Here is a 2,584-nt window from a genome sequence, read left to right on the forward strand (position 1 = left end):
GAGAGTCATTTCTGCTACAGCACTGGTTCGCCTTGTATCAAAATTTACTCTCCGACTATATTATTTTTCCGTCAGCGCAAAACTGTCGGCCAACAGACTGAGCAACGCAGCTTCGTCGCAATCGGCCAGCACCGCACTCACCCAATGCGCCTTATTCATGTGATACGCCGGCAAAATACCCGGCTGGCTGCGCCATGCGCCGATATACTCCGGGCGCACTTTGAAATTGGCAATGTCGATTTTGCCGCTGCGCCCGGCCAGCCCCAGTTTTTCAGACGGCACGCTCATCAGCAGCGCAAACCATTTGCGGTTGTGCCCGTGCCGATAGACCGCATAATCGGGGTATTTCGCCCACGGATAATCGGCTTGAACGCCGTAGCGCTGCCTAATCCGGGCGGCCAGCTTTTCTTTGTTCATTGCTTATTCCGCAATCTGTTTACCGTATCGCCAAGCCGTCTGAAAGCAGGCATAAATCATGCATTTGATTTACTCTTTTTCAGACGGCTTTTGCCGTATCCGCCGCCTGCGCCTTCATACCTTATCTGCCTGAAACAGCTCGGCACTACGGCCATTGTAGCAGAACCTGCGCCGCCGAAAAGTCGGTTTACCCTACACCGGTTTATGCTTATAATGCGAACATCGTTTCAAACAATACTACTTTTGAACTAGCAAATCCGAAAGTATCCCATGAGAACACTGCTCTCCTTTTTCACCGTGCTGTTCGCGCTGGCCGCGCCCGCTTACGCCTCGCCCGTCGATGCTTCCAAGCTGCTGCCGCCCGAGCAGGCATTTGTGCCGCAGGTCAACGTGACCGAGCAAGGCATCAACGTGCAATTCAAAATTGCAGACGGCTACTACCTCTACCAAAGCAAGCTGACCGCCGACACCGAGCCGGACGGCCTGCTGGGGGCGCCGCAATACAGCCCGGGCGAAGAGAAGGAAGACGAGTTTTTCGGCAAGCAAACCGTTTACCATCACGCCGCGCAGGCGAATTTTCCCTATCTGAAAGCCGCGCCGAAATACAAGCTGCTGCTCAACTATCAGGGCTGCGCCGAAGTGGGCGTGTGCTATCCGCCGGAAACCACCGAATTCGACATCGAAGGCAACGGCTTGTATGAGCCGCAAAACGCCGCGCCGGCCAACGCCAAAGAGCGTTTTACCCGCCCCGCCGCCCCAAGCCAATCCGCGCCCGCACGCAGCAGCGACAGCAGCCGCTTCAAATTGTCGTGGGATACGTTGAACGCCAATCTGTTGGCGTTTTTTCTCGCCGGGCTGGGGCTGAGTTTCACCGCCTGTATGTATCCGCTGCTGCCGATTGTCTCGAGCATCGTGGTCGGCGATAAAAATGCCGGCAAAGGCCGCGCGTTTGCTCTTTCCATGGTGTATGTGCAGGGTTTGGCGCTCACTTACACGCTGGTCGGCGTATTTGCCGGCCTCACCGGCGCACTGCTGACCGTATGGCTGCAGCAGCCGTGGGTGGTGCTGGCGGCAGCCGCGCTGATGGTGGTGCTGGCGCTGTCGATGTTCGGCCTGTTCAACATCCAGCTGCCCAACGCGCTGCAATCGTATTTCCAAAACCAGAGCAACAAACTCTCCGGCGGCAAAATCGCCTCCGTATTCGTGATGGGCATGCTCTCTGCGCTGATTGTCGGCCCCTGCGTGGCCCCGCCGCTGGCTTTTGCGCTGGGCTATATCGGCCAGACCGGCGATGCGGTTTTGGGCGGTATCGCGCTGTATGCCTTGGCGCTGGGCACGGGTGTGCCGCTGATTGCCATCGGCACTTTCGGCGGCCATGTGCTGCCGCGTGCTGGCAGCTGGATGAACGGCATCAAAGCCGCGTTCGGCTTTATCCTGCTGGCGGTGGCGGTGTATCTGGCTACGCCTTATCTGCCTTACGCCCTAGTGGCCGCGCTCTACACCCTGCTGCTGATTGTGCCCGCCCTGTGGCTGCTGGTTAGCGCGGGCACGCAGAAAGGCCGTCTGAAAAACGCGGCCATGCTGCTGGGCTTTCTGCTGCTGATCGGCGGCGCTTGGTTCGGCTGGCAGAGCAGCCAGCGGCAAACCACCGCGCTGCACCATTTCCTGACGCTGATTCCGCCCGCCGCTTCCGGCCAAGAGAGCGGCCACGGCCAGATGTTTACCGACCCCGCCGCGCTGAAAGCCGCAATGGAAGCAGCCCTCAAAGCCGACCCTACGCAGCCGGTATTGCTGGATTTTTATGCCGACTGGTGCGTCTCCTGCAAAGAAATGGCCGCTTACACGCTCAACCAGCCGCAGGTGCATGAAGCCGTCGATATGGCGCGTTTCTTCCAAATCGACGTCACCGCCAACACGCCCGAACATCAGGCGCTGCTGCGCGAATACGGCCTGTTCGGCCCGCCGGGCGTGTTTGTCGTCCGCGCCGACGGCAGCCGCAGCGAGCCGCTGCTCGGCTTTGTAAAGCCCGATGCGTTTATCGAATGGTATCGGCAGAATGCGCGCTGATTACTATTAATCCCTTAATAAAAGCCGTCTGAAAAATCCGGCTTCGCAGCAACGGATTTTTCAGACGGCTTTTTGTTTGCCCGCGCCCGCCGTTTACACG

The 2,584-nt window shown here is 58.5% G+C and carries 2 protein-coding genes; one reads left to right on the forward strand and one right to left on the reverse strand.

Translation table 11 applies throughout. From position 1 onward, the window contains the following. Nucleotides 1-60: 60 nt before the first annotated feature. Nucleotides 61-417, reverse strand: a complete 357-nt coding sequence (locus BDE01S_RS09920; protein ID WP_066081020.1) for an MmcQ/YjbR family DNA-binding protein — start codon at nt 415-417, stop codon at nt 61-63. 270 nt (nt 418-687) lie between these two features. On the opposite strand from BDE01S_RS09920, the gene dsbD reads away from it, so the two are divergent. Further along, nucleotides 688-2,484, forward strand: coding sequence for a protein-disulfide reductase DsbD (gene dsbD / locus BDE01S_RS09925; protein ID WP_066081023.1), 1,797 nt, complete (start codon nt 688-690; stop codon nt 2,482-2,484). The last annotated feature ends 100 nt before the right edge of the window (nt 2,485-2,584 follow it).

The sequence above is a fragment of the Bergeriella denitrificans NBRC 102155 genome, assembly GCF_001592185.1.
In the GTDB taxonomy this organism is placed as follows: Bacteria; Pseudomonadota; Gammaproteobacteria; order Burkholderiales; family Neisseriaceae; genus Neisseria; species Neisseria denitrificans.

Coding starts and splice junctions, on each gene's coding strand:
- BDE01S_RS09920 (WP_066081020.1), bottom strand. CDS start 417: ATGAACAAAGAAAAGCTGGCCGCCCGGATTAGGCAGCGCTACGGCGTT.
- dsbD (WP_066081023.1), top strand. CDS start 688: ATGAGAACACTGCTCTCCTTTTTCACCGTGCTGTTCGCGCTGGCCGCG.